Source organism: Paenibacillus xylanexedens (assembly GCF_001908275.1).
GTDB classification, from domain to species: Bacteria; Bacillota; Bacilli; order Paenibacillales; family Paenibacillaceae; genus Paenibacillus; species Paenibacillus xylanexedens_A.
Map to the genome: position 1 here is coordinate 2,544,649 of NZ_CP018620.1, position 26,637 is coordinate 2,571,285.

Sequence of the window (26,637 nt, forward strand, 5' to 3'; positions counted from 1 at the left end):
GAGGATGAAGTGGCGATGTCCGATATGAAAAAAGCTGTGGTAATTGGGGCAGGTATTGCAGGATTAATAACTGCAAGGATGTTATCTGATTATTATGATGAGGTGTGTATCATTGAGCGAGATGAATTACCTTCTGAGCCGGCGAATCGGCAGGGTGTGCCTCAATCCTTTCATCCACATCGTGTGTTACCGCGCGGTGGACTCATTCTGGAACATTACTTTCCCGGATACAATGACGAATTGGTCGCGCTTGGCGCCATTCCTTCACATGAAGAGAAATTTGTGATTGCCAATCGCTACGGTACATTAGTTAATAAGGCAAATGCTGCTTCCTCATTCAAAATTGCATCAAGCAGTAGAGCTCTGCTGGAATGGGTACTGCGTCAGCGCGTCCAGAGCATAGATCATATAAGCTTCTTAACGAGTACGGAAGTTACCGGGTTAATGGCATCAGAAGATCAGCGTTCGATTACAGGCGTGTATACCAAGGAAAGAGGCCGGAATAACCGGGAAGCAATGCTTGCAGCAGATATGGTTATTGATGCCGCGGGGCGTTCTTCCAAATTGATCAGATGGCTTGAACAGATAGGGTTGGCCGTGCCTGAGCCGGAAGTGCTGAAGGTGTCGCTTGGTTACAGCACCCGCTATTATAAGATACCATCCTCTATTCAAAATGACTGGGGAACGGTGATAACAGAGTCCGATCCTGTGAAAGGAATTCGTGCAGGCATGTTGTGGCGCATTGAGAATGAGATCGCTGGACTATTACTGTTCAACGCAGGAGGAGATGAATATCCTTCAACCCATCCGGATGAGTTCCAAGAGCAAATCAAGCATCTGTTTGCTTCGGATGAAATCGTAGCGTTGGCAGACCAGCTGGAGCCGTTTCAAGGACCGCGGGGATACCGTATTTCCGAGTCTGTCCGTCAACATTTTGAACTCATGGAGAATTGGCCCTCCGGATTACTGGTCCTTGGCGATGCATTTTGCAGCTTCGATCCGATCCATGGCCAAGGCATGACGGTCGCAGCAATTGAAGCCGAGACCATAGGAAAATGTTTGGATGAGCAGCGAATACATCCTGAGCCGCAGTTTGAGCGCCAAATCCTGCTTCGTATGCAGCAGGCGATTGAACCGGCCTGGTGGCTTAGTTCTGTGGCCGATCTGCGATGGAAAGGGGTCGAACATGTTGGGCCTTCCCGAATGAAAGGGGTTGCGTTTGCTCAGAAGTATATAAACTTGTTTACTAAGCAGGCGATGAAAAAGGCGAGTCAGGAAAATAATAATCATCTCTTTTTTACTCAGTTCCTGATGAATGCTCTAATCCTTCCTCCAAGTGAATACTTTAAAGGTGAAATCCTGAACATGATCCTGAACGACAATGGTTCCGAAGAAGAAATGGAGTTAAGAGCGGAGCTTGGTGTCCAAGATCCTGAGCTATTCCAGCAAAGAATAGATGAGATCATTCCCCCATTTCAACTGGAATTTGATGGGCAAATCAAAAAACTGCTGGAGTCTTTCCAGCATGCCATGAGCAAGTAAGAGACAATGAATCGTGGTGCGTGAAAGTAGGCAAAACATGAAACGAATAATTTTAAATTTCATAGCTAGCATTATAATCTCAATCATTGTATTTTTTATTGTTTTGTTTTTTGCCGATGTCCCAGATACAAATCGTGTCATTTTATCTATGGCGATTACGATTTCACTACAATTATCCTTGATCACGGCATTATTACTTTCAAAACATAAAAAATAACAGAGAAATATACCTACTATAATCGTTCACACAGAAAAATGAAAATGTCTTTAAAATAAAAAAACAGCCCTGTACAGCGAAATTCGCCGACCGGGCTGTTTGTTGACCTTATTTACTCTGCGTTCAGCACAAACTTCTCGATTACCTCTTTTACGCCGTCTTCGTTATTACTTGCCGTAATGTAGTCCGCCAGCTCTTTCAGCGCAGGAATGGCATTCCCCATCGCTACACCAAGACCAGCAACTTCGAGCATCTCATGGTCGTTCCAGGAGTCGCCGATGGCAATACACTCGCTGAGCTGGTGACCGAAATGGTCAGCCAGGAAGGTCAGGGCGTGGCCTTTAGTTCCTTCATTGTGCATGATCTCCAGGAAGTAAGGTTTGGACTTCGTGATATGCACTTGTGGTCCGAGCAATTCACGCAGGTCAACAGCAACCTTATCCAAGTAGTCTGGCTCATCGATAATAAGCAGCTTTGGTGTTTTTTGTTCGATGACTTTGATAAAATCAGATTCGATGTAATATTGGGTGCCATTTAATTTGGCATAATCACGCAGCTTGTCGTTTTCCTCACGGGCATACAGCTTGTCGTCAATGTATGTTTGAAGATGGAGATTGTTCTCCAGGCAGTAATCATACAGTTTACGGGAAGCTTCCTGTGGAACGTAGCGCTCATAAAGTACTTTTTCGTCCAGTAGGTTTTTCACCAATGCGCCTTGATACGTAATGATTGGCACGTTAAGTCCGGTTTGACGAGCAAGCGCTTGTGCGGAAGCATAAGCACGTCCAGTCGCCAGCGTTACAGTTACACCATGGGCAACCGCTTGTTCCAGTGCTGTCTGTGTAGCAGGGGTTACTTCCTTGTTGTCGTTGATCAGTGTGTCATCAATGTCGATTGCAATTAATTTGTAGGTCATGTATGTTTCTCTCCTTTTTTTATCTGTATCAATCTGTATCTATACCCGACTTAATCTATATCAGTTCAACTAAACGTTTTACACGAGAACGGAGAGGACAGAAAAAACCTGAAGAAGCGAAGCGTTCGCCTGAAAGCTTTCTGAAAGAAGGCTACATCGGAAGCATAAGCTATCACCGGATTTTCCCTTTGAAGAAGGGAATCAAAAAAATCTGGGGATAACAGCGATCGGAAGGTTATTCTGTCATCGGAGTGGCAGGTGTAAACATTCTTGGGTTGAACTTATATACCTACTCTTCTAGAAAAACAAGGCCGATAAAGTCTTCCAGCTCAAGGTTGCCGAAGTAATGTTTTACATCCAGGCCCTCAAGTGCAGTACGCACCTCGGATTCATCATACCGCTTGCCGCGCAGCATATTTTCGATATCCGCCACATCACCTACACCGAAGAAGTCGCCAAAGATCTTGATATCTTCGATGCGTCCATCCTTGATGTTCATGCGCAGATCGATGATGCCGACAGGGAATTTGCGAGTGTGCTTCACATTGCTTTCCGGAGACAAGCCATAGTTCCAGTCCCAGTTGTTATAACGCTCAGCGGAGATTTCCTTGATTTTGTCCCAGTCTTTGTCAGTGAGGGTGTACTGTGGAACGTCCTTAGGCTCCATCCGGAAAATGTGACGTAACAGCTCATCGCGGAACTGCTCAATCGTCAAGTTGGTGTCAATCAGATCCCGTATGTTGGCGACCCGGCTGCGCACGGACTTGGTGCTCTTGGATTTGAATTTCTCGGGATTGACGTTCAGGGAAGCCTGAACATGCTCCAGATTCAGATCAAACATCAATGTGCCATGACTGAACATACGCCCACGTGTGGAAAACTGGGCGTTGCCCGAAATTTTCTTTTCGCCCACTTGCAGATCATTACGCCCGGTCAACTCGGCATTTACACCAAGCTCGTGCAAAGCTTCAACCACAGGCTGGGTGAACTTGCGGAAATTGTGGAAGGATTGACCGTCATCCGCTGTAATAAAACTGAAATTCAGGTTGCCCAGATCGTGATATACCGCTCCGCCTCCCGAAAGACGACGAACGACCTGCACACCGTTATCCTGAACATACTCGATATTAATTTCTTCAATTGTATTTTGATGTTTTCCGATGATGATCGACGGACGGTTGATGTAAAACAGCAGATAGCTGTCATCCTCCATCGGCAGATGCTTCAGAATGTACTCCTCAATGGCAAGGTTTACAGAAGGATCTGTAATGCCCTGGTTGTCTACAAACAGCATGGTCATTCCTCCATTAATGTATGTGAGGGATTGCTAGTCCCTTATGTAGTGAACCTTGTGTATCAAAAGGAACCGAAATTCCTCTTCTATTGTAAACGAATTATCGTTGGGACACAAAGAAAACAGGATTGACCCACACCTCCCGTGCCATCCATAATAAAAAGGACATACAGAAAGGATGACGGAAGAATGACCGGTTATATCGAAGTGTTCGGACATGGCGGGGACGTGGAGACGGCTGCGTCACGATTTGGGAGGGAAGCCGCTGATTTTCTGGATTTCAGTGCCAACATTAATCCGCTCGGTCCGCCCAGAGGGGTGCTGGAGGTTATACAGCAAGGATTGCAGTCGGTGATTCGGTATCCCGATCCGGGGCATCGGGGATTCAAAGCACTGCTGAGCGAGCGTCTTGGTGTGATGCAGGAGCAGATTTCCGTGGGCAACGGTGCAGCCGAAAGCATGGCGCTCATTCTGCTGGGGCTTGCCCCGCGTAAGGTGGGTACGGTGGAACCGGGATTCTCGGAGTACCGGGCGTTGGCACGACAATTCGGGGCCGAAGTTGTGCATACGGAGGGCAGAGAAGAACTGGCGTGGCGAGCGGAACCCGAGGACATCGAGCAGCTTATGGAAAAGGTAGACCTGCTCTTCCTCGGCCAGCCCAACAATCCAAACGGTGTACAATATCCGCTTGAGGTATTACAAAGACTTGCCCGTAAAGCGGAAGAAAAGGGAACCGTACTTGTCATTGACGAGGCCTTTATGGATTTTATTCCGGTAGACCGGCGTCAGTCCCTGGCAGCACATCTGAATGACTATCCTAATGTGATCATCATTCGCTCGATGACGAAGTTTTATGCCATTCCGGGCTTGCGCCTCGGATATGCTTTGGGCCGTGCGGAATACATCCAGGCGATGACGAAGAAACAGGTGACCTGGAGTGTCAACGGTCTGGCGCTCATGGCAGGGGAAGCCTGTCTGCGCAGCGGAGAACCGTACGAACAGGAAACCATGTCACAGATCACGCGGGAACGGGGGCGTCTCATCGAAGGACTGCAGGCGTACGGATGTGCGGTGACACCGGGAGAGGCAAATTTTATTTTGGTACGTGTACCGGCTCCTTGGACAGCAGCATCAATGCAGGAGGCGCTGGGCCGAAGAGGCATTCTGATTCGCAGCTGTGCCATGTATCCGGGGCTTGACAAAGGGCATGTACGTTTCGCGGTCAAGGATGCAGACGCCAATGCCACATTACTCGAAGTGCTGGGCAGCGTGCTGGAAACCAAGGGATATCCGAATGTCGATCAGACCTCCATTCATGAATCAAGTCAGCAGGAGCAGACGAAAGATTCGGAACAGGCACAGGGAGGGAAGCGGTCGTGACACTCCCGTTTTATAACTACTTTACAAATGGAGAAACAGACGAGAATGAATATGCTTCCTCTTCCTGGCCGGGACTGAACATATCTGCACATGAACGACATATCAAAGCACAGAGTCCAAGGGCTGCCCAAGCGCTGTCGAGTGCGGTATATGGCGGTGGGGTGCTTGAACTGGATCGCATATTTAACATCTATGTGGACAGGCATTACCGCTGTGATGATCCGCCGCGTGATATCGAACAAGCGCTGAACGAATGGCAAGAGCCGCGTGATCAATGTGCCGGATTATTGACGGCCGTAAGGCTGGAGCATACCTCCATTCAGGAATATACAAGTAATGAATTTGGACTTCTGTGCTGCACCACTGCGGGTGTATCGAATGCCGCCCGCGCGGGGTCGGAGAGAACGGTATTTGATACGGCAGGAAATAAGAAGATGTCTTCCGGCAGCGAGCGCTCTGCTCCTTCAGCACGGAATCTAACGATTCCCCCCTATGTCCCGGGTACAATTAACGTCATGCTCTGGTTGAATGGACGTATGACCAGCGGGGCGATGATGAATGCAGTACAGACGGCGGTGGAAGCCAAAGCGGCCGCGCTGGCGGATGCGGGTGTTCTGGATTCGGAGAACGGGTTGCCCGCTACCGGCACCACAACCGACGCCATTGTGATTGCAGTAGGTCAGGCAGTGGAAGTGGAGGAACCTCAGCCGATGATCACTTATGCCGGGACAGCAACTACGGCAGGGGCGGCGATTGGCAGATTGGTATACGACACGGTAACGGAGAGCCTTCGGGCCGGACTGTTATGGAAAGAGAGGATCAGGCAAAAATGACTTTTGACGTGGAGCATCTATGGACTTGGCCTTTCTGGACAGGCATGGCGGGAGCCTGGATTATTATTCTGGCGTACCTGTTGGACCGATGTATCGGAGATCCGCGCTGGATTCCCCACCCGGTGATTGGCATGGGTAAAGGCATCTCGGCGTTGGAGCGTGTCATTCGCTCGCGTGTGCGCACAGATTCGGGGCTGAAGAGAGCCGGCCTGTTGTTCCCGATTGTGATTGCGGGGGGTTCTTTTGCCATCACCTGGGGACTCGTATATATGCTTGGACTAATCCACCCTGTCATTGAAGCGGAAGCTGAAGTGGTGCTCATTGCAACGACCATTGCTTCAAAAGGGCTGAAGGATGCAGGCATGGAAGTGTATCGTCATCTGAAGCAGCAGGATTGGCCGGCGGCCAGACGTTCACTGGGCATGATTGTTGGACGTGATACGGCGCATCTGGATGAACCCGAGGTTGTGCGGGGAACGGTAGAGACGGTTGCCGAAAATATCGTGGATGCCATTGTCTCGCCGTTATTCTATGCGCTCATTGGAGGAGCTCCACTAGCCATGGCTTATCGCGCCGTCAACACGTTGGATTCCATGGTCGGATATAAAAATGACAAGTATCTGCATCTTGGCTGGGCCTCGGCCCGTCTGGATGATGTGGCGAACTGGATACCTGCCCGGCTGACCGCGATTCTGTTAATCGTGGGTGCCTGGGTCATGAAGCTGGACGCCAAAGGAGCAGCACGCATGGTTGCACGGGATGCAAGACTACATCCAAGTCCGAATAGCGGTTTTCCCGAATCAGCGGTGGCTGGAGCACTGGGCATCCGGCTTGGCGGACATAACGTGTATCACGGCGTTGCTTCATTTCGTGCCTACATGGGCGAGGCCACACGGCCAATGGGAGCCGAGGATATTGTGCAAACATCACGCCTGATGTTCTGGTCGGCAGGGGCTTTTGTGGTACTATGCGTGTTCATAACGCTGGGTGTGTGGCTGGCAGGAGGGACGCTGTTATGGTCATAAATGCAGGGAATGCAGGTAATGAAGTTCATACGAATCAACCTGGCCCACTGAAACGAAACATTCTGTGGGTCCGTCATGGGACAACGCTGTGGAATGTGGAAAAAAGATACCTGGGGCAAACCGACATCGGTCTGCTACCAAATGCCAAAGAAGAACTGGCTCCGCTTCATGAACAATTGAGCGGTATTTCGTGGCACGAGGTATATTGCAGTGATCTGCTTCGCTGCCGACAGATGCTGGAGAAGATTCTTCCTGATGCCATCGGACAGGTGAAGTTCGACTCGCGCCTACGAGAGAATGATTTTGGAGAGTGGGAAGGGCTGACGTATGATCAGCTTAAGGATAACCCTGTGTACCGAAGCTGGATTGATGCGCCACAGGAGGTCACTCCGCCCGGAGGGGAATCGTGGCAGGAGTTTACCGGACGGTTGGATTCCTTTCTCCAAGAGATGTTGTTGGAGGGCCGTTCTTCGATGCACGTTGATGAGGGGCAAGCGCCAACCATAGTTGTGGTTACGCATGGTGGTGTCATCCGGTATGCCTTGTCCCGTCTGATAGCCGGGCTTGGGTTCTGGGATACACATGTCGTCCCGGGACAGGTGATTCAGGTTCAGCTTGATCAACAGGGAAACCAGTGGTTTGGCAGCAGAGTTACTTTTCCGCCGATCGGGTTGTAAGGATGTACAATATACCCTATAATCACAACAGAAGTGTGACTTCAGCATGGATACAGATACGCTTCAGGTTGTGAAGCCTGAACGAGTATGCAACTTGCAGAAATTACACGACAATGGTTTACCATATCAGCGACCAAGGGTCCCGCGTGTGAAGGCTGTTTTCATGGCAGATTAGTACGAGTCACGAAACACACAAGGGTGAAATGGGGAAGCCGGTGCAAATCCGGCACGGTCCCGCCACTGTAAAACAGGATGACTCCTGTAAGTCAGGTTACCTGCCCTGGACGTACAAACCGGTGTTCCTTCGAGGAAAGGACAGCGTTTCGGGCTATTCTATGCGCATGGACAACCCTTGGTTGAACATGTACAGATCGCCATATGCGAGACGTCATCCCTAATCTTTGTCCAAGGATTGGGGATTTTTTATTGTTCATGTAGGATGAACCGAGACCAATTTTACACGAGGTCACTCCGATTGCAGTACCATCTTCCGATCGCTGTTATCCCCAGATTTTTTGATTCCCTTTTTGAAATGGAAAATCCGGTGATAAAGGCGAACACTTCGTTTCTTCAGATTGGTTCTGCACTCTCCGTTAGCGTGTAAATGTTGCAGTTCAAACCTTACACAGGAACACCAAGGCATGGGGAGTAAGAGTTCGAGCACGATGCAAGAAAATAGTACAATTAGAGAAGGGGAGAACAACAGAATGAATTTCAAGAATTGGAAAAGCGTAGCGTCCCTGCTAAGTGCAGCGGCACTTGCACTGGCTTTGGCCGGATGTGGCAATGCAACAACAAACGAGGGCACAGGTACTTCACAGCAACCGGCACAGGAGCAATCCCAAGGCCAGGCGCAGACGGACCTCAAAACACAATATCCACTTACCGTTACGGATGCAACGGGTGAATCGTTCACCTTTGAAAAGGCACCGGCCAAAATCGTATCCGTGTCTCCAGCTGAGACGGAATCCCTGTTTGCCCTTGGGTTGGACGATCAAATCGTTGGTGTATCCGACTATGACGATTATCCGGAAGCGGCAACAACCAAAGCTAAAATGGGCGGTATTACCAAGCCCAATGAAGAGTCCATCATTGCCGCTGAAGCCGACATTGTCTTCACAGGTATCTCCATGAGTGAGGATGCGGTGAAGAAACTGCGTGAACTAGGCATTACCATTTTTAAAACGGATCCTAAATCCATTGACGATGTGATGAACAATATCGAAACCTTCGGTAAAATCACGGATCATCAGGAAAAAGCACAAGAAATCATCACTCAGATGAAACAGGACGTTACGGATGTAACGGAAGCAGTGAAGGCGGTTAAACCGGAAGATAAGAAAAAAGTATACGTTGAATTCTCCCCGGGCTGGACTGTGGGTAAAGGCGAATTTATGGATGAACTCATCACTGTAGCCGGTGGCAGCAATATTGCTTCGGACAAAGAGGGTTGGTATGAAATCAATGAAGAGAACGTGATTGCCTCCAACCCGGATGTGATTTTGTATGCTAATGATGTAATTGATGAAAACTCCAAAACACTGGATCAGATCATCAAGGCGCGCAGTGGCTGGGATCAAATTACGGCTGTGAAAAATGACGCGGTTATTGGCCTGGATGCCAACCTACTGAGCCGTCCGGGTCCACGGGTAACTCAAGGGTTGAAAGAAGTAGCCAAAGCGATCTACCCTGACCTATTCCAATGAGTAAAAAGCTGATCCTGTTTGGAACGACGGGCATGGTGCTGCTGGTGCTCACCGTGCTCATCTGCACGGGCATTGGTTCAGTAGCTTTGCCGATCCGGGATATTGCAGGTATCCTGATTCACAAAATTCCCTGGGTGGGCGATTGGATTACACCGGATTGGAATAAGGCAGCCGAACAGATTATCTGGAAAGTCAGATTTCCACGTGTACTGCTTGCCGTGCTCGTGGGCGCATCGTTGGCGATTGCCGGTGCGGGATTTCAGGGGGTTCTTCGGAACCCGCTGGCAGACCCGTTCACCCTGGGCGTATCATCCGGTGCTTCGGTGGGTGCAGCCTTTCTGATTTTCTTCGGATTGCAGTATGCACTGATCGGAATCTGGACGCTGCCACTGGTGGCGTTTTTGACGGGTGTAATCACGTTATGGTTTGTCATGGCACTGGCTCGTGAAGGGCGTAAAATACCTACACACAGCCTCATTCTGGCTGGTGTGGTCATGCAAAGTTTCCTGGGCGCAGTTGTTTCCTTCCTGTCGACCATGTCGAAACAGACAATTAATGAAATTATATACTGGACGATGGGAAGTCTGGCTCTGCGTGGGTGGTCGTATACGGCCATCCTTTTCCCGTATTTTCTGTTAGGGCTGGTCTTTCTCTGGAGCCGCGCACGCTCGTTGAATGTGCTTGCACTGGGAGAACGTCAAGCGGCACATATCGGGATCGGAGTAGACCGGCTTAAGCTGTCCGTGCTGGCAGTTGGCACTCTGCTGACCGCAGGGGCTGTCTCGGTATCAGGTGTCATCGGATTCGTTGGATTGGTGATCCCGCATATGTTGCGGCTGCTGGTGGGGCCGGATTACCGACTGTTGGTACCTTTGTCTGCCATTGGTGGTGCGATCTTCATGGTGTGGGCAGATACCATCGCAAGGTCGTTGCTGGCGCCAACTGAAATTCCGCTCGGTGTTGTCACCGCCTTTGTTGGTGCGCCGTTCTTTGCTTACCTGCTGCACCGGAACAAAAAGTTGCAGAAGGGGATGATGCCATGAATTCCAGTACCAGTTCCAACTCGACTTCACTTATCTCCATTAAGGGAGCAGGGAAGTCATATGGCAATCATCAGGCATTGCGCAATGTAGACTGGCATGTTGGCGAAGGTGACTGGTGGGGAGTTGTCGGACCAAACGGCAGTGGCAAGTCCACCCTGATCCAGCTTATTGCCGGAACGGAACAGTTAAACGAAGGTCAGATTCGTATCGATGGTCGAGACATCCGCTCTTACAGCCGTAAGGATCTGTCGCGCATGATCGCTGTATTGCAACAGGATGGCTTGCCAGCTATCTCTTATCCCGTGCGAGACGTGGTGGAGATGGGGAGATATCCATACCAGAACTGGCTGGGGCGGGAAACGGGTGATGGGGCACTTGTAGTGGACAAGGTGCTTGAAGATCTAGGATTGACAGAGCTGGCGGACAGACCGCTGGATGCACTCAGCGGCGGGCAACGGCAGCGAGTCGCACTAGCCAAAGTTATGGCTCAGGAGCCGAGGTTACTGCTGCTGGACGAGCCGACCACGTTTCTGGATATTAAATATCAATTGCAATTCATGGAATTGTTATCGGCATGGCGACAGAGAAATAACATTACGATTGTGGCTGTGCTGCATGATCTGAATCTGGCCGCGTTATTTTGCGATCACATTCTGGCGCTGCGTGAGGGCATGGCGGTTGGAAAGGGTACACCTCATACGTTGATCAACGATGAGAATATCCAGGATATATTTCGCGTCAAACCCGCGATTGTCTCTCATCCCGACCATGCCATACCTCAACTGCTGCTCCGGCGGGACATCGATTAAATGAAGCGGGGCAACCCATATTTTGATGAAGGAAGTGCTGGTTGTATGAATAATGAACAGGTGTTGGAGCATTTAACAAGTAAGATTACTGCTCCTGATCAGGAAGTGGCGGCAGAAACCTCTGCGCACGTGGATTCGTTGACGAAGCCGCCGGGGAGTCTGGGCAAATTGGAAGAGCTGGTGATCCGCCTAGCAGGCATGACTGGCAATGCACGTCCGCGTTTTGATCACAGGGCGGTCATTGTCATGGCCGCGGATCACGGTGTAGTGGAAGAGGGCATCAGTGCTTTTCCTGCCGAAGTGACCCCGCAGATGGTCCTGAATTTCCTCGCTGGAGGTGCGGCAGTGAATGTGCTTGCCCGTCACGCCGGAGCTGGTGTGATCTGTGTGGATATCGGTGTGAATGCCGATCTTGAACATCCGGACCTGCTTTCCCGCAAAATTCGCAAAGGCACGGCCAACATGGCCCGAGGGGCAGCGATGACCCGGGATGAGGCAGTTCGGGCTATCCTTGCAGGAGCCGAAGTTGTAGCGGCAGAGGTGGCGAAGGGAACACAGCTGTTTGTCACCGGGGAGATGGGAATTGGCAACACTACTGCAAGTGCTGCGGTAATGAGCGCGTTAACCGGAGTTGCACCAGCTGCCGCCGTGGGGCGAGGAACCGGCATTGATGATGCAGGCTTGCAGCGCAAGGCTGCTGTAGTCAGCCGGGCGCTTAGCGTAAACGCACCAAACCCGGAAGATGCACTGGATGTTCTGTGCAAGGTGGGTGGACTGGAGATTGCCGGACTCACAGGGGTTATTCTCGCAGCAGCTGCTCATCGTTGCCCTGTCGTTGTAGACGGGTTCATCTCTACCGCGGCAGCGCTGGTGGCGAGACAACTTGCACCTCTGAGCACAGCCTATATGATCGCTTCTCATACGTCCCACGAAAATGGACATGGAGCGCTGCTGCGTGAACTGGACCTGAAAGCGATGCTGGATCTGGACATGCGTCTGGGTGAAGGCACAGGCGGCGTGCTCAGTCTTCATCTGATTGACGCAGCCTGTCTCATTCTAAATGAGATGGCAACCTTTGCAAGCGCGGGTGTCTCGGATGGAACAAGCCCTGCTCCAGATTCCGCTGCGTCGGTTGATTCATCCCTGCAAGGAGAGAGTTCACGATGAGTGTACTGGTGACAGGCGGCGCACGCAGTGGCAAAAGCTCCTTTGCCGAGCGTCTCTGCATGCAGCGTTCCTCGGAGGCGTGGTATGTGGCGACAGCTCAGGCGTACGATGATGAAATGCGTGAGCGTATCGCGATGCATCAGCATCAGCGCGAGGCATTAGGGTATCTGTGGCACACGATGGAAGAGCCGATACATCTGCCTGCTTTGATAAGCCGCATGGGTGAAGGGCATACAGGGACTTCTGCACCCACCATTCTGGTGGATTGCCTGACGCTGTGGCTGACAAATGTTTTGTTAGCACATGAGCATGACGAGAAACAGGTGTTACAGGGACATTTGGACGCGTTGGTTGAAGCGATTCGAACCTATCCCGGTTTGCTTGTTCTGGTTACAAATGAAGTGGGAGATGGGATCGTACCGGAATATGCCCTTGGCAGGAAATATCGGGATTTGGCCGGTATACTGAATCAGCGCATTGCGGCGATATGCGGTGAAGTGTTTCTGGTAACCGTAGGCATTGCGATTGAACTAAAAAGCAAGGAGTACCGCTTATGAAGGATGGCACGCCTGCTCCTCAGCGTAAACATGCGGCGGCAGCCGCTTTTCAATTTTTGTCCCGTTTCCCTGTCAAAATGCAAATCGATTTTGTCCCGCCGTTGCTGCGGGAAAGTGTTGTCTTTTATCCGCTGGTCGGTGCTGCAATCGGTCTGTGTGTCTGGCTCGCGGGAGCCTTAAGCGGTGCAGTGCTTCCGGCCTTTCCGGCTGCCGTCCTGACCTTGACGTTATGGGTATGGCTTACCGGAGGGCTCCATCTTGACGGATGGATGGATACGGCGGATGGCTTGCTCAGTTATCGTACCCGTGAACGGATGCTGGAGATTATGAAGGACAGCCGTGTAGGGGCAATGGGCGTGATCGCCTGCGTGTTGCTTCTGATGATGAAGGCTGCGCTGATCGCTGATTTTATTGCCCGGGGCCACTGGGTGTACGGTGCGTTGCTGATCCTGCCCATGATCTGGAGCCGCTGGTTCATGGTGTATGCGATGTCGGCCTGGCCGAATGCGCGCGAAGATGATGGACTTGCTGTATTGTTTAAAGGTCTCGGGGAGCGGAAGGAGGTCCAGCGTGCACGAAGTTCAGCTGTGGGCCTGACCTTGGTCGCAGGGGCACTTACGTTTGCCTCGGTGTGGCTTTTCAAGCCGGATATGGGGATTGCGGATGCGATGGTGAGTGGTCTGGGAACACTGCCATGGTGGCTATACCCGGTGGCGGCAATTATTATACTGCCTGTGGCGTGTTATTATATCGGCCGATTCGTGGCTGCCCGGATCAGTGAACGGCTCGGCGGTTTAACCGGGGATACGTATGGTGCCATGAATGAGCTGCTGGAGGCGGCTTTGTTGACTGTGCTGAGTGTGCTTCAAGGACTGTTCTGGCTGTAACTTTTGAAGTATGGAGCAGTTTGGAAAACGTTACGCATGAGGTTGGGAGCAAGGTGATCTGGATATACACGGAGACAGGGGGAGAGAGCGTGGAAGATAGGCTATCACAACCAGCGGCGGTACTGATGCTGCAAGGAACGGCTTCCGATGTGGGCAAAAGTGTCATCACAACGGCATTGTGCCGGATTTTTAAGCAGGATGGCTTCAAGCCTGCTCCGTTCAAGTCACAGAATATGGCACTGAATTCCTATGTGACGGAAGATGGCAAGGAGATTGGTAGGGCTCAGGGAGCGCAGGCCGAAGCCTGCGGTATTGAGGCGACAACCGATATGAACCCAATCCTGATTAAGCCCGTACGGGACATGCATTCGCAGATCGTGGTACATGGTGTACCTTTTGCCCAGATGAGTGCATCGGACTACCGTCAGCATTTCCTGCCTGAAGCAAAGCAGACGGTGATGGATGCGCTGAATCGGTTGCGGGACACCTATGATGTGGTGCTGATGGAAGGAGCGGGCAGTCCGGCCGAGATCAATCTGAAGGACCGGGATATCGTCAACATGAATCTGGCAGGCTGGGCCGATGCTCCGGTGATTCTGATCTCCGATATTGATCGGGGCGGAGTGTTTGCTTCCATTGTGGGTACGCTGGAGCTGCTGGAACCCCATGAGGTGGCGCGAGTCAAAGGGTTCATTATCAACAAGTTCCGCGGTGATCTGTCCCTGTTGCAACCAGGACTCGACTGGCTCGAAGAACGGACAGGCATTCCAGTATTAGGTGTTTTGCCTTACATAAGAGATATTCAGATTGAAGCAGAGGATTCGGTGGTGCTGGACTCCATGCGTCATGGTAAATCCGGCAAAACAGAGCTGGATCTGGCGGTGATCCGATATCCGCGAATTTCCAACTTTACAGACTTTGACGCACTTTCCCGTGAACCGGATGTGAATGTGCGTTACGTGACCTCGCCAGAGGAATTGGGCAGTCCGGATGCCATTCTTCTACCGGGTACGAAGGATACCATAGGTGACCTGGCATATCTGCGTGAGTCTGGACTAGAACAGGCGATTGCGAGCCAGACCGAGCGTGAGCATGTTCAACTCGTAGGAATATGTGGCGGATACCAGATGCTGGGACGTCATCTGAAGGACCCGTTTGCTGTGGAGGCGAATCAGATCCAGGAAGCAAAAGGACTTGGCTGGCTCCCGCTATCGACAACATTTCTTCAGGAAAAGCAGACCGTCAGAGCTTCCGGACGGGTGCAGCCTGATCACCCGCTTCGTCTGTATGGTGAGCAAGATGTAGCAGATGCTTCATTACCCATTAACGGATATGAGATCCATATGGGCGTTACGGAGTGCCACGAGCCTGAACGTGTAACCGCGTTGTTTGAAATCTCACATCCAGGTGGTCAACCTTTCCAAGAAGGCTGGGGCTCAGTAGATGGCAGCGTGTGGGGAACCTACCTGCATGGTTTGTTTGAAAGTGATCAATTCCGACGTTCGTGGCTGAATGCCTTGCGTGCAGGAAAGGGACTGGCTCCACTTCAGGAGACATATAGTACGCATGAGCGTAAGGAGATGGAGTTCGATCGGGTAGCTGAATCGTTGCGTTCGGCATTGGATATGAAGCGTGTGTACGAGATTATGGGTGTTCAGGCACCTGAGTGAAACAACAATACCCCCATGTCCGGCAAACCGTTCTCTAGAAACGGAATGTTAGCGGCATGGGGGTATTGTATATCCTATGATTAAATGAGGTTTAAAACAGGTGATGATAGGTTAATGGTTAACCTGTTAGTTTATTTTGAAATTTTTCATGGCGGATTGCAGCTCTACAGCTTGTTCATGCAGATGACGAACTGTATTCGAATGTGAATCCATCTCGCTGAGCTGCAGATCAGCTGTTGAAGCAATCTGTAACATGCTCTCACGTGATTTGGTCGTAATCTGTGCCGTTTCTTCAACGGATGCACTCACTTCTTCAGCACCAGCGGATACTTGTTGTGTAGAAGCAGAGACGGTCTGAATGGTCAGATTCACGTTCTGGATCAATTCATTCAGCTGCTGGAAGGCTGAGCCTGCTTGTTGAACAACAGTTGTACCTGAACCAATCTCCTGGGTTACACGGTTCATGGCATCAACCGAGCGTTCAGCATCTTCACGAATGGTACCCAGATAATCCGATATTTCTTCCGTGGCTGTCTTGGATTGCTCGGCAAGTTTGCGAACTTCTCCAGCAACAACAGCGAATCCGCGGCCATGTTCTCCGGCACGTGCTGCTTCAATGGAGGCGTTGAGTGACAGCATGTTAATCTGTTTGGTGATTTCAAAAATGGAAGCAACAATGGTGCCGATGGCTACCGAACGTTCATTCATAGTTTCGACATAACGCAACGATTCGCTTGCTGTCTGGCCTACACGCTCCATCTGCTCAATGGCATTCTGAGCCAGTCGGTTACCGTTTACTGCCTCGTTGGCTGCTTCACCAATCTGGTCAGATACTTCAGCGGAAGAAGAAGCAATATGCATGATACCTTGCGTAATTTCTTCCATAGCTCTCGCGTTCTCGGATGCGCTTGACGCAATGCTGATACTACCTTTTTCTGCATCTTCTGCGGAGCGGCTGGAGTTTCGAACCATACCAGACATCGATTCAACTCGTTGAAGCAGGTCATTGGAACCTGACACAACTTCATTGGATGTAGACAAGGCACGGCTAATCATTTCTTTCAGGTTATGCGTCATCGTCTGGAAGCTTGCGGCAAGCTGGGCAATTTCATCTTTACCTTTGATCTCTAGCTCAGCGGTCAGATCGCCTTGGGAAATTTGTTTACTATGTTGGACAAGCTTGATGATCGGTTTGGTCACTCTTTTGATCATACTAGTGGAGATAAGCCACCCGAGCACAAACACTAATGCTGTAATCCCAAGACACAACCAGAAAATCTGGGTTATCTTGTCTTGAATGAACTGGGCATCCATGCTCACAGCCATAATCATGTTACTTCCTGCAATGGGGATAAAGGCTGCTTTATGTACACCAAAGGAATCGGAGTAGACCTCACTGATTACCATTTCTTTGTTCTCAATAGCTGTATTCATTGCGGGCTCTACACTGATCTCATCCTGCGCTTTCATGCCTGAGGAAGAGTTGGCAACAACCACTTTTGCTGAGCCATCTTGAATAGCAACAACGTAAGCCGCATCCAAATTATGTTCTTTTGCTTTATCTGCCAGGTACGATTCCACGGTCATGGCAGCACCTTCAGAACCGGCTCCGCCACTCTGTACCTGTAGGATTTTGGATGCTGAAGTATTCTTGTATATATCCTGAATGGACGTGTTTAGGACTTTGTCAAACTGCGGCAGCACGTAGCTTTGAATAATATTCATCGAAACGGCGTAAAAACTAATACTGAACAACAGGGAAGCAACCAGCAGAACGAGGAACAAAGTGCCTCTGATTTTACCGGCAACGGTGCGATTACGAAACATATGATCATCCTTTCACGTCATGTTCATTAACATTATCGCTTTTCCGTAATCATAAGACCTATCTACCAATGAAGAAAGACCTAAGTTATACGTTGAGAAAACTTGGGAATAAGCGGATATACCTATATTACAAAATTAACCGGAGGTTGAATAGAACAATTTTCACGATTTGGTGTATTTTTTTCAGAAATAGATGAATCTGTTACATGCATATTACATAATATCAATTAATACCTACCAGAATAGTTTGTTATATGTTATATTGTAAAATGTCTTTGTCGGAAGTACAAAAGATAGAAGAGAAAACCGGATATTTTCCGGTTACACACATGCCTGAGGAGGATTTAAAGAAATGGATACTTTTCTAGTCATATTGAATGTAGTGGTTATGCTTGCCTTACTTGGCATCCTCTACTGGATGCAGAAAAAACATATCTCCTTTACGAAACGCGTATTTGCGGGTCTGGGACTGGGGGTTGTTTACGGGGTTATTCTCCAATTGGTGTACACATCAGGTTCTGATGTAGTTACGAAATCAGTCGATTGGTTCAATCTGGTCGGTTCAGGATATGTTCGTTTGTTGCAAATGGTCGTGATCCCATTGATCATGGTGTCGATCATTTCGGCCATTATGAATCTGAAGGGCAAACAAAATCTCGGCAAGATGAGTGTTTCCATTATTGCCATTCTGTTGATCACCACAGCGATTGCCGCAGGTGTCAGCATTGTAACGAGCCTTGGCTTTAACCTGACTTCCATTGAGATTCAAGGAGGAGACCGGGAGAATGCGCAGATCCAGAAGGTGGAGGAACGGCTTGTTGATGTGAAGGATCAGACAATCCCGCAACAAGTGCTGGAATTCATTCCTTCGAATCCATTTGCAGATATGACAGGAGAACGTCGTACATCCACACTGGCGGTGGTTATCTTCTCCGCGTTCATCGGTGTAGCCGTACTTGGACTGGATCGCAAAAAACCTCAGCAGGCGGAGACGTTCCGCGGTATGGTTAATGCGGTATATGCGGTGGTTATGCGAATTGTTACACTGGTGCTGAGGCTTACGCCTTACGGGATTCTAGCACTGATTACAAAGGTAACGGCGACAACCAATGCGGAAGAGATATTAAAGCTCATCAAATTCGTCATTGCGTCCTACGTGGCCCTCATCGTGATGTTTATTATTCACCTGATCATTATCTCTCTGTCCGGCTTCAACCCGGTTACGTATTTGAAGAAGGTGCTGCCAACACTGGTATTTGCCTTTACGTCCCGTTCAAGTGCAGCGGCGATCCCGCTGAATGTGGAGACACAGACGAAGAAACTCGGCGTATCGGACGGCATTGCGAACCTGTCTGCAAGCTTTGGGGCTACGATTGGGCAAAACGGCTGCGCCGGTATCTATCCGGCCATGCTGGCGGTGATGATTGCTCCGACGGTCGGCATCGACCCGCTGAGCTGGGACTTCATTGTGACTTTGATCCTCGTAGTCATGATCAGTTCGTTTGGTGTCGCTGGCGTTGGCGGCGGGGCAACCTTCGCTTCCCTGATCGTATTGTCCACCATGAATCTGCCTGTGGCTCTGGTTGGACTACTCATTTCCGTGGAGCCGCTGATCGACATGGGTCGTACAGCGCTTAACGTGAACGGGTCGATGACATCAGGACTCGTGACGAGCAGAATTTTGAAGGAAAACGATCGGGACACGTTTAACGATCAGAGCCGTGAGCTGGATTCTGCGGCTCAGGCTTAATACAGAATGGATTAGATAGAAGCTCACATTAAGATAGCTAGAGCCGTCTACAAATCAAGTGAGAAAAGCCGTCCTTCGGAGGAATCCGGAGGGCGGTTTTTTTGCGGCAATCAAACTATGCTGTGCACAGTGGTGAAGCAGTCTTCTTTTTCTATACACGGTGCAAGACAAAGAAGTAAAAAAACAGTCGTATGGTCGAGAGGGCACGGGAGGAATATAGGAGGGATCGTAGTCACTCAGGCAGACTTGGAGTTATTTAGTTCTGTTCATGGGACGAGAAATGTGATAGAGTATTCATGTTTTGGCCCTGAGCCAAACCGCGGTTCGTAACCATCCCGCGTAATCAAAACTAGGAAGGCAGTGTATGTATTTATGTTTAACTTAGGGTGGGGAGCAGTTTTTGTTCTCGTAACTTATGGATTTTTCCTGTTGTGTTACCGCTTGTTCGGTAAAAAAGGTCTCTATGCCTGGATTGGTGTGGCTACGGTTATAGCCAACATTCAGGTGACCAAAACGATAGATATCATGGGAATCGTGCTGACGCTTGGTAACACGATGTATGTCAGCATGTACCTGACCAGTGACCTTCTTAATGAGAAGTATGGACCAGGTGAGGCACGCAAAGCCGTATGGTTCGGGTTTTTCACGTTGATCATGACGACGGTTCTGATGCAGATGGTGTTGTTCTTTGACCCGGCACCGACGGACTTTGCACAGGAATCCATGGCGAAGTTGTTCGGTCTGCTGCCACGTCTGGCACTCGGAAGTCTGACGGCTTACTTTATCAGTCAGTTCCTGGATGTACGATTGTACTCCTGGCTGCGCAAGGTGGCCCCAGGGCGCAATCAGTTGTGGATACGCACCAACGGTAGTTCGATCATCAGTTCATTCGTGGATACACTGGTGTTCTGCACGATCGCATTTGCGTTCATCTATCCTTGGGATGTTTGGCTGGAGATCTTCCTGACGACGTATATTATCAAATTTGTATTAACTGCGGTTGGAACACCGTTTCTGTATGCGGCACGCAGCTTTAAGTTTAAGGATGAAGCTTAGACAATATTCAAAGAGTATCACTTAAAATCACCCTCTGCGCAGTCAATTGTAATTCCGACTCAGCTGGTATTATCCCCTTTAAGTAGACACTAAAAAAAAACTTCATGTTATCATGGAGGTTCAAGTGATACTTGGAGGGGATATTTTTATGGCGAAAAAAGGGCAAACATTTCAGACATATACGGAAGAATTCAAATTGAATGCAGTTAGATCCTATGTCGAAGGTTCTTCAAGTTACAAGGTGGTTGCTGAGCGCGAGGGGATTCGAAACTGTTCACAACTGAAGGTGTGGGTGAAAAAGTGGAAAAACGGGGAAGCGTTCGATGAGCGAAAAAACAGTGTGCCCAATCCACTGAAGGGACGTCCCCGTAAAGCCTTTGGCAGCGTGGAGGAAGAACGAGACTATCTTCAAGCACAGGTGGATTATTTAAAAAAGCGGTATCCAAATCTAGTAAAGGAGAAGCGCTGAGCCAACGGGAGAACTACGATATCATAGATGAATTGCGCTGCTCGCATGACATTACACGCCTATTATCGATTACAGGAATACCCCGTTCCAGTTACTACAAATGGCGAGCAACACAGCCGCAGCGAGATGCAAGACAAGACCGTGACCGTGAGATCAAAGAACACATGATGGCTATTCATTTTGAAAACCGAGAGTTTGGTTATCCTCGTATGACAACGGCGCTCTGGGAGTCTGGCCTGAACGTGAATCACAAGAAAGTATATCGAATCATGCGGGAACTATCGATCCAATCAGTGATTCGCAAGAAGCGGAAGAAGTCCAGCTATACGCCATCTGTGATCTATCCGAATCGCCTAAAGCGCCAATTTCATGCTACAGCACCCCAGCAAAAAATGGTGACGGATATTACCTATATTTCGGATGGGAATTCATTCGTTTACCTGTCCGTGATTCAAGACTTGTTCAACAACGAGATTGTAGCTTGGCAGTTATCTAAACGGAACGATGTTCAGCTCGTATTGGATACGGTGGAACAATGGACACAAAAAAGAGACGTTTCAGAAGCCGTGCTCCATTCGGATCAGGGCTTCCAATATACGTCTCAGGCGTACAACACACGATTAGAAGCATTCGGCATTAAGGGCAGCCACTCTCGCAAAGCAACCTGCCTGGATAACGCATGCATCGAATCCTTCTTTTCGCATCTCAAGACAGAGAAGCTGTACCTTAATCAGTGTAATTCAGAAGTAGAGATTCGACAAGCCGTGGAAGATTATATGTACAATTACAATTACCGACGTTTTCAAGCCAAACTCAAACAGCGCGCACCGATTGAATATCGATGCGCGCTGGCAGCATAGCTTTTTTCATCTGTCTACTTGACAGGGGTATGACCACAGCAAGGGTTTTTTCATAGAAAAGACCCGAAACAAGAAAAATCCTTTTTACATTTTTATGAAAAAGTTATAATATAAACGACCTGTCGTTTATGAGCGTGTATCATTTATTATTAGCCAACAATGACTTCATACAAAGGGGAATCGCACATGTATTCTACACTGCGTTATACACTGGAAAGCAATGGCACAACCTACGAGAATGATAACATTAATGCCTCGTTATTGGTGGAGTTGATCTCCAATCTGGAATTGCATGAATACGTAGTACTTAAACCTTCGGAGCTGGTGGAGGGAAGTATGTATATGCAGGCTGCTGCGCTTGAGGAACCAGGGCAAATGGTGGCGGAGATTCGTTTGCAGGAAGGCGAGGGCGGTTTCCGACATTACAGCTGCAGAACAACAGATACGACTGGGATTATTCAATGGTTTCTGGATTACTGGGGGAAGCAACAGCTGCCACAGCTGGAGTCTTGGCAGGATATCACGCATGAGTTTGACTAATGGTAAATGAGTGAGCAGGAATAAAATTACGTAGAATGCAGACGGAGTAATTTAGGATATGCTTTATATTAATTAAAATCCCGCAACCCATGATATTTATGGATTTGCGGGATTTTTTCGTTCGCGTGTGTACGTGCTACTTTTTCTGTATACAGGCCTGAGGCGTACGCGAAAAGAGTATATTATTTTGAAGAACAGTTTAGCACAGTTTCGTGCAGTTTAGTTCATGATGCATAATATCGGCTAAGCATTGATGTATCTGGGCTATTTTTGACATAGATCCAATTGAATTAGTCGGTAAGGATTTGCAGTTCTTTTGGATATGTGGTCAGAACTTCGATACCCGTCTCGGTCACAATTACATCATCTTCGATACGGACGCCGCCTGCTGCGGTATAGATGCCCGGTTCAATCGTGAATACGGTACCTTCATTCAGGATGTCCATATTCTCTCCATGGAGAGAAGGATACTCATGTACGTCGATACCCAATCCATGGCCTACTCTATGCATAAAACGCTCGCCGTATCCCGCTTCTTCCGTGACCTGGCGTGCTGCACGATCCACTTCGGCGCAGGTAATGCCTGGTTTCACGATTTGGATAGCAGCTTCGTTCGCTGCGAGGACAGTGTTATAGATGGTTTTGAGTTCAGGTGAGATGTCACCAAAGGCGAATGTACGTGTGATATCCGAGGCATATCCTCCAGCATAGACACCCATGTCAAACATCAACAGGTCACCATGTTGCAGTTTCCGTTCACCCGGTGTACCGTGTGGCAGACCTGTTTTGGGTCCCGTGAGCACCATGGTATCAAAGGAAGGACCATCGGCACCCAGCTTTTTCATCTGATACTCCATCTCAGCGACAAGTTCGATCTCGGTTACACCTGTGCGAACATGAGAGAGGCCTTGACGCAATGTTTCTTCAATCAGATAAATGGCGTGGCGAATGCGGGCTACCTCATCCGGTGTTTTTTTCACACGTAATGTGCGAAGCAGGGGGCCAACATCTTCAAAGCTGGCAGCACCTAGAGAGGCGGTCAGTTGTTCATAACGTGCGACCGTCACGTATTCTTTTTCAAGACCTACCCGGCCCAAGCGCCCCTGATAACGATCAAACAAAGCGTACGGATTATCCGTATCCGTGTGCGTGGCAATGTTGGATACCGAGGAAGCGGCTGCGGCAGCTTCAGCATCAAGCGCAGGTACAATCAACAGGGGCTCTTCGCCACGTGCGAGAACCAGACCGAGGAAGCGTTCATGCGGATTGCTCGCAAATCCAGTTAAATAGTAGATATGTTTTGGATCTGTGATCAGCATGGCGTCCAATCCTTGCCCGGACAGATCGGCTTCAAGACGAGATAAAGGGTTTTGATTCATAAGTGTAGTTGTCCACCTTTCCATTCATACTATCCTTCTATTATAAAAGATTATGATGGAATTCCAAACTGCGGTGATTTCATATCCTCGGAATACCTTGAATTCTCGGTTTAAGCGGTTGGTATGAAGGGTAATACAGGGCGAAACCGCTTAACAGATGAATAATAACACCACTACAATAGAGAGCAATCCATTAACAATACGTTGAAGCTTGACTTATTTATTTTATACAGAAGACGAAATACGAAGGGAGATGTAATGATGAATAATCGAGTAACCGTTCCGCTGTATGCTTCATTATTAAGTGTGGCACTGTTAAGCGCGTCATGTTCTCCAGGCGAACCTTCTACGGGAGGAACAGAGCAGACGTCTCAGGGACAGGGAACAGGTCAGGGACAGACGGCCAACGGAGGCAATACCGGTGCAAGTGGAAATGAGAGCGGAGCGCAGGGAGAGACGGTTATTCCGTATCAGGCTTCCGTACTGGTTGAAGGACTGAATGCACCATGGGAGATTGTGAGTGTGCCTGATGGTCGGATGTTTGTAACGGAACGCCCTGGTGCGATTCGGGTCATTGAGGATGGAAAACTAGCCCCTGAACCACTGATTGAATTCTCAGCCCCGTTTAATGAAGAAGGTGAAGGAGGTCTGTTGGGTCTTGCAGCTGATCCGGACTTCGAGGATAACGGTTACTTGTATGCATATCACTCCTATCTGGAAGGCGACGACATTGCCAATCGAGTGTTACGTCTCAAGGTGAATGATGGCAAAGCGGTCATAGATCAAGAGTTGCTTCGTAACATTCCAGGCGGAACCAATCATAATGGTGGGCGGATCAAAATTGGCCCGGACAAGTTGCTCTATATCACGACAGGTGAGCGTTATGAACCGGAATTGTCACAGAACGAAGAAAGCCTTGGAGGTAAAATATTGCGGATAGGTCTCGACGGATCGATCCCGGCAGACAACCCATGGCCGAATTCACCTGTATACAGTATGGGACACCGCAACGCACAGGGACTGGCATGGAATCCGGACAACGGTTACCTCTATTCTACCGAACATGGTCAGCGTAATCATGATGAGATTAACCGGATTGTGGCCGGGGAGAATTATGGCTGGCCCGAGGTAGAAGGAGACGACGATGACAATGGCGCATATCAGGCTCCGCTTGCACATAGTGGGAACGATACATGGGCGCCGTCTGGTGTAGCTTTTGTAGAAGAAGGACCTTGGGCTGGATCACTGATTGCTGCAAATCTGCGTGGAGAGCAGCTGCTGAAGGTCACTCTTTCGGAAGATGGCACACAGGTGGAGAAGGTGGAACCCATCTTCGAAGATGAATGGGGCCGGATTCGCGATGTGAGTGCTGGAGAGGACGGGAAGTTATATGTGCTTACGAACAATCGGGATGGACGAGGATCGCCACGTGATGGAGATGACAAGCTGATTGTACTAACTCCGGAGATCTGAGTCGGGGTCAAGGGAGATAAAATCAGTGTTGCAGGACAGCGTCGCACCGAATTGGTCTCGCCGTAAGGTAGCGAATGGAGTGAGTTTAAAACGAACGGTTGCCGCTTATCTTGAACCAAAGCCCTGACTGAAGTGCCCTGAATCTGAATCGATCTAAATAAAATTTTTCTAACTAACATGACGCACCTTAAATAGAGGTTTGGTGACGATCGTAGAATTTAAAGAACCTCAGCCGCGCTATATCGCCAAAATTCACTAGAAACCTGCGGAAAACCAATGAAATGAGTAACTAAGGTGTCTGGAGTTCGTTAGAAAATCTAGACACTCAAAATACTGCGTATAGGGTGTCTGAGATTCGTTACAAAACAACTATAGCGTTTAGAGTGTGCCCAATTCGTTAGAGACGGACCTCAGTCAATAAGTAGACACTTACGTTGCGGATTTTCCGGTGAATTGATTTGCCAAACGGGCAGGGGAAAGATACTGTGCACTTGCCGTGGTGCAATATAAGATACTGCGTGCATACTATATGCATAGCGTGCGCAATAGGTGCTACCATACGGTCAACACCAGTGCAGTAGAGTAGTAGAAGTGCGTGGTTAATTAATTAAAGGAGCTGTCTCTGTCAAATTCATGACTTATGGGACAGCTCCTTGATTGTAATGTATGTGTCATCCTAATCTTGAAAGAGCTACAACCCACAATGCCGCACGAAGAGAAACAGCATTAGGAGGTTGCGTATCGTTCCAAAAACACTCACAGCTCCGCGTTCTTTACTATTCTGCGCTCTCCGCAAGTGTGGCAATACGCTGAGCCGGATCATTCATGTACTCTCCACCGTGATAACAGAGAACCTTATTGAGCTTAAGGTCGGTCAGTTTCTTCAGGCTTCGCAGCGCTTCAGGCATGTCCGGTGTCGCTTGTGGTGCAGGGCCGACCAGTTCATCATCGACCACACGAAGTTCATCGGCAGCGAGCAGGAACTGTTGCTCTCCGAAATACAGACAGATATGACCTGGCGTATGTCCCGGTGTATGAATGACCTGTGTACCACCTTGAAGGGGTAACAAGTCTCCGTCCGCCAGAGTTTTACTAATGTTCACTTCAGGCAGCTGCAAGAGCAGTTGGTCTGCCAGTGCCAAAACGGGCGCGGGCAGCAGAGCACGACGTTCAGGCGTGAATTTGATCAAAGGCTTCTCACCGGTTAGATATGGAATCTCATCGGCATGTGCCCAGATTTCCAGATCGGGAATAGCATCAAGCAGAGCGCCCAGATTACCGATATGATCGATGTCCTGATGGGTAATAATCACACGTTTGACGTCCGAGAGCTGTACGCCCTCTTGTTCCAATGCAGATTGAAGTTCGGCAAATTGTCCAATCATGCCCGTATCCACCAAGGTAACGCCATCTACATCACGAAGCATGACGGGGAATATGGGGCTGTTCCCGGAAGGTGTGGGAATCTGAAGATTTAGCACAGTAATCGAAGTTGTTGGATGGCTCATGGTGATCCGGACCGTAGTCCGGTACACCTCCTTTTCTTTTTTAGCGATGATT

The 26,637-nt window shown here is 49.2% G+C and carries 23 protein-coding genes and 1 riboswitch; of the genes, 18 read left to right on the plus strand and 5 right to left on the minus strand.

What is annotated here, in order from left to right:
- Positions 1–15 precede the first annotated feature (15 nt).
- Positions 16–1,542 (plus strand): NAD(P)/FAD-dependent oxidoreductase, encoded by a 1,527-nt coding sequence (locus BS614_RS11190; protein ID WP_074094015.1) that lies wholly within the window; start codon positions 16–18, stop codon positions 1,540–1,542.
- A gap of 329 nt (positions 1,543–1,871) precedes the next feature.
- Here the strand turns inward: BS614_RS11190 and BS614_RS11195 are convergent, their stop codons facing one another.
- Both BS614_RS11195 and lplA read right to left on the minus strand, forming a co-directional pair.
- On the minus strand, positions 1,872–2,675 hold the full coding sequence (locus tag BS614_RS11195) for a Cof-type HAD-IIB family hydrolase (protein WP_062833159.1): 804 nt from the start codon (positions 2,673–2,675) through the stop codon (positions 1,872–1,874).
- 289 nt (positions 2,676–2,964) lie between these two features.
- Positions 2,965–3,969: a lipoate--protein ligase gene (gene lplA, locus BS614_RS11200; RefSeq protein ID WP_074094016.1), complete on the minus strand. Its 1,005-nt coding sequence runs from the start codon at positions 3,967–3,969 to the stop codon at positions 2,965–2,967.
- A 189-nt stretch (positions 3,970–4,158) separates the two neighbouring features.
- Here lplA and cobD point away from each other — a divergent pair, with 189 nt between their 5' ends.
- The 11 genes from cobD (at position 4,159) to BS614_RS11255 (ending at position 15,723) form a co-directional block, all read left to right on the plus strand.
- Positions 4,159–5,349: a threonine-phosphate decarboxylase CobD gene (gene cobD, locus BS614_RS11205; RefSeq protein ID WP_074094017.1), complete on the plus strand. Its 1,191-nt coding sequence runs from the start codon at positions 4,159–4,161 to the stop codon at positions 5,347–5,349.
- Positions 5,346–6,182, plus strand: a complete 837-nt coding sequence (locus BS614_RS11210) for an adenosylcobinamide amidohydrolase (protein WP_074094018.1) — start codon at positions 5,346–5,348, stop codon at positions 6,180–6,182. The genes cobD and BS614_RS11210 overlap by 4 nt, the downstream gene beginning before the upstream one ends.
- A gap of 44 nt (positions 6,183–6,226) precedes the next feature.
- A complete protein-coding gene (cbiB, locus tag BS614_RS11215; RefSeq protein WP_074096798.1) occupies positions 6,227–7,207 on the plus strand; it encodes an adenosylcobinamide-phosphate synthase CbiB in 981 nt (326 codons plus the stop codon).
- The gene (locus BS614_RS11220; protein ID WP_167544397.1) at positions 7,198–7,884 is read left to right on the plus strand and encodes a histidine phosphatase family protein; all 687 of its coding nucleotides are present in this window, start codon (positions 7,198–7,200) and stop codon (positions 7,882–7,884) included. The genes cbiB and BS614_RS11220 overlap by 10 nt, the downstream gene beginning before the upstream one ends.
- A gap of 147 nt (positions 7,885–8,031) precedes the next feature.
- Positions 8,032–8,181: riboswitch (cobalamin riboswitch) on the plus strand.
- A gap of 410 nt (positions 8,182–8,591) precedes the next feature.
- Positions 8,592–9,590: an ABC transporter substrate-binding protein gene (locus BS614_RS11225; RefSeq protein ID WP_074094019.1), complete on the plus strand. Its 999-nt coding sequence runs from the start codon at positions 8,592–8,594 to the stop codon at positions 9,588–9,590.
- The gene (locus tag BS614_RS11230; RefSeq protein ID WP_074094020.1) at positions 9,587–10,633 is read left to right on the plus strand and encodes a FecCD family ABC transporter permease; all 1,047 of its coding nucleotides are present in this window, start codon (positions 9,587–9,589) and stop codon (positions 10,631–10,633) included. The genes BS614_RS11225 and BS614_RS11230 overlap by 4 nt, the downstream gene beginning before the upstream one ends.
- Entirely contained in the window at positions 10,630–11,442 is an 813-nt protein-coding gene (locus BS614_RS11235; protein WP_074094021.1) for an ABC transporter ATP-binding protein, read from the plus strand. Before BS614_RS11230 ends, BS614_RS11235 begins: the two co-directional genes overlap by 4 nt.
- Before the next feature lie 45 nt (positions 11,443–11,487).
- A complete protein-coding gene (cobT, locus tag BS614_RS11240) occupies positions 11,488–12,609 on the plus strand; it encodes a nicotinate-nucleotide--dimethylbenzimidazole phosphoribosyltransferase (RefSeq protein ID WP_074094022.1) in 1,122 nt (373 codons plus the stop codon).
- Entirely contained in the window at positions 12,606–13,166 is a 561-nt protein-coding gene (gene cobU / locus BS614_RS11245) for a bifunctional adenosylcobinamide kinase/adenosylcobinamide-phosphate guanylyltransferase (RefSeq protein ID WP_074094023.1), read from the plus strand. The genes cobT and cobU overlap by 4 nt, the downstream gene beginning before the upstream one ends.
- Positions 13,163–14,053 carry an adenosylcobinamide-GDP ribazoletransferase gene (cobS, locus tag BS614_RS11250; RefSeq protein WP_074094024.1) on the plus strand — a complete coding sequence of 297 codons (891 nt, stop codon included), beginning with the start codon at positions 13,163–13,165 and terminating at the stop codon, positions 14,051–14,053. Before cobU ends, cobS begins: the two co-directional genes overlap by 4 nt.
- A gap of 125 nt (positions 14,054–14,178) precedes the next feature.
- The gene (locus tag BS614_RS11255; protein ID WP_074096800.1) at positions 14,179–15,723 is read left to right on the plus strand and encodes a cobyric acid synthase; all 1,545 of its coding nucleotides are present in this window, start codon (positions 14,179–14,181) and stop codon (positions 15,721–15,723) included.
- 126 nt (positions 15,724–15,849) lie between these two features.
- Here BS614_RS11255 and BS614_RS11260 read toward each other — a convergent pair whose 3' ends face one another.
- Positions 15,850–17,550, minus strand: a complete 1,701-nt coding sequence (locus tag BS614_RS11260; RefSeq protein ID WP_074094025.1) for a methyl-accepting chemotaxis protein — start codon at positions 17,548–17,550, stop codon at positions 15,850–15,852.
- 352 nt (positions 17,551–17,902) lie between these two features.
- On the opposite strand from BS614_RS11260, the gene BS614_RS11265 reads away from it, so the two are divergent.
- The 5 genes from BS614_RS11265 (at position 17,903) to BS614_RS11285 (ending at position 22,225) form a co-directional block, all read left to right on the plus strand.
- On the plus strand, positions 17,903–19,300 hold the full coding sequence (locus BS614_RS11265) for an L-cystine transporter (RefSeq protein WP_074094026.1): 1,398 nt from the start codon (positions 17,903–17,905) through the stop codon (positions 19,298–19,300).
- A 372-nt stretch (positions 19,301–19,672) separates the two neighbouring features.
- On the plus strand, positions 19,673–20,356 hold the full coding sequence (locus tag BS614_RS11270; protein ID WP_017689950.1) for a queuosine precursor transporter: 684 nt from the start codon (positions 19,673–19,675) through the stop codon (positions 20,354–20,356).
- A 148-nt stretch (positions 20,357–20,504) separates the two neighbouring features.
- A complete protein-coding gene (locus tag BS614_RS32550; RefSeq protein ID WP_074094027.1) occupies positions 20,505–20,825 on the plus strand; it encodes a transposase in 321 nt (106 codons plus the stop codon).
- A 23-nt stretch (positions 20,826–20,848) separates the two neighbouring features.
- A complete protein-coding gene (locus BS614_RS11280; protein ID WP_425320279.1) occupies positions 20,849–21,685 on the plus strand; it encodes an IS3 family transposase in 837 nt (278 codons plus the stop codon).
- 186 nt (positions 21,686–21,871) lie between these two features.
- Entirely contained in the window at positions 21,872–22,225 is a 354-nt protein-coding gene (locus tag BS614_RS11285; protein ID WP_074094029.1) for a hypothetical protein, read from the plus strand.
- Between the two features lie 290 nt (positions 22,226–22,515).
- Here BS614_RS11285 and BS614_RS11290 read toward each other — a convergent pair whose 3' ends face one another.
- The gene (locus BS614_RS11290; protein ID WP_074094030.1) at positions 22,516–23,604 is read right to left on the minus strand and encodes a M24 family metallopeptidase; all 1,089 of its coding nucleotides are present in this window, start codon (positions 23,602–23,604) and stop codon (positions 22,516–22,518) included.
- Between the two features lie 261 nt (positions 23,605–23,865).
- On the opposite strand from BS614_RS11290, the gene BS614_RS11295 reads away from it, so the two are divergent.
- Positions 23,866–25,077 carry a PQQ-dependent sugar dehydrogenase gene (locus BS614_RS11295; RefSeq protein ID WP_074094031.1) on the plus strand — a complete coding sequence of 404 codons (1,212 nt, stop codon included), beginning with the start codon at positions 23,866–23,868 and terminating at the stop codon, positions 25,075–25,077.
- A 776-nt stretch (positions 25,078–25,853) separates the two neighbouring features.
- On the opposite strand, the gene BS614_RS11300 is transcribed toward BS614_RS11295, so the two are convergent.
- Positions 25,854–26,612 carry an MBL fold metallo-hydrolase gene (locus BS614_RS11300; protein ID WP_342351888.1) on the minus strand — a complete coding sequence of 253 codons (759 nt, stop codon included), beginning with the start codon at positions 26,610–26,612 and terminating at the stop codon, positions 25,854–25,856.
- Positions 26,613–26,637 lie beyond the last annotated feature (25 nt).